The sequence below is a fragment of the Chromohalobacter sp. HP20-39 genome (assembly GCF_033052815.1).
Classification (GTDB): domain Bacteria; phylum Pseudomonadota; class Gammaproteobacteria; order Pseudomonadales; family Halomonadaceae; genus Chromohalobacter.
The window spans coordinates 1-518 of record NZ_JAWHTP010000109.1 but is presented as its reverse complement, the minus strand read 5'-3'; the positions used below and the strand labels follow the sequence as shown (position 1 = coordinate 518).

2 protein-coding genes are annotated in these 518 nt (G+C 60.8%); both read left to right on the top strand.

From position 1 onward, the window contains the following. A partial coding sequence (locus RVY79_RS17175) for a helix-turn-helix domain-containing protein (RefSeq protein WP_142764029.1) occupies positions 1-134 on the top strand: 134 nt, incomplete at its 5' end. 2 nt (positions 135-136) lie between these two features. After that, positions 137-518: DUF4158 domain-containing protein (locus RVY79_RS17170; protein WP_317465683.1), on the top strand; the 382-nt coding region annotated here is incomplete at its 3' end.

Below are 518 nucleotides of genomic sequence, written 5' to 3'. Positions count from 1 at the left end.
AGAAATCCCTGTCGTCTGAGCGTATTGCCGAACTGCGCCAACGTGTCGAGGCTGGCGAGCAAAAGACCAAGCTGGCTCGTGAATTCGGAATCAGTCGCGAAACCCTGTATCAATACTTGAGAACGGATCAGTAAATATGCCACGTCGTTCAATCCTGTCCGCCGCCGAGCGCGAAAGCCTGCTGGCGTTGCCGGACACCAAGGATGAGTTGATCCGTCACTACACGTTCAGCGAAACCGACCTCTCCATCATCCGGCAGCGGCGCGGCCCGGCCAACCGGCTGGGCTTCGCCGTGCAGCTCTGTTACCTGCGCTTTCCTGGTGTCATCCTGGGCGTCGATGAGCCGCCGTTTCCGCCCTTGTTGAAACTGGTCGCCGACCAGCTCAAGGTCAGCGTCGAAAGCTGGGACGAATACGGGCAGCGGGAGCAGACCCGGCGCGAGCACCGGGTCGAACAGCAAACGGTGTTCGGCTTCCAGCCCTTGACCATGGGCCACTACCGGCAGGCCGTCCAGTTGC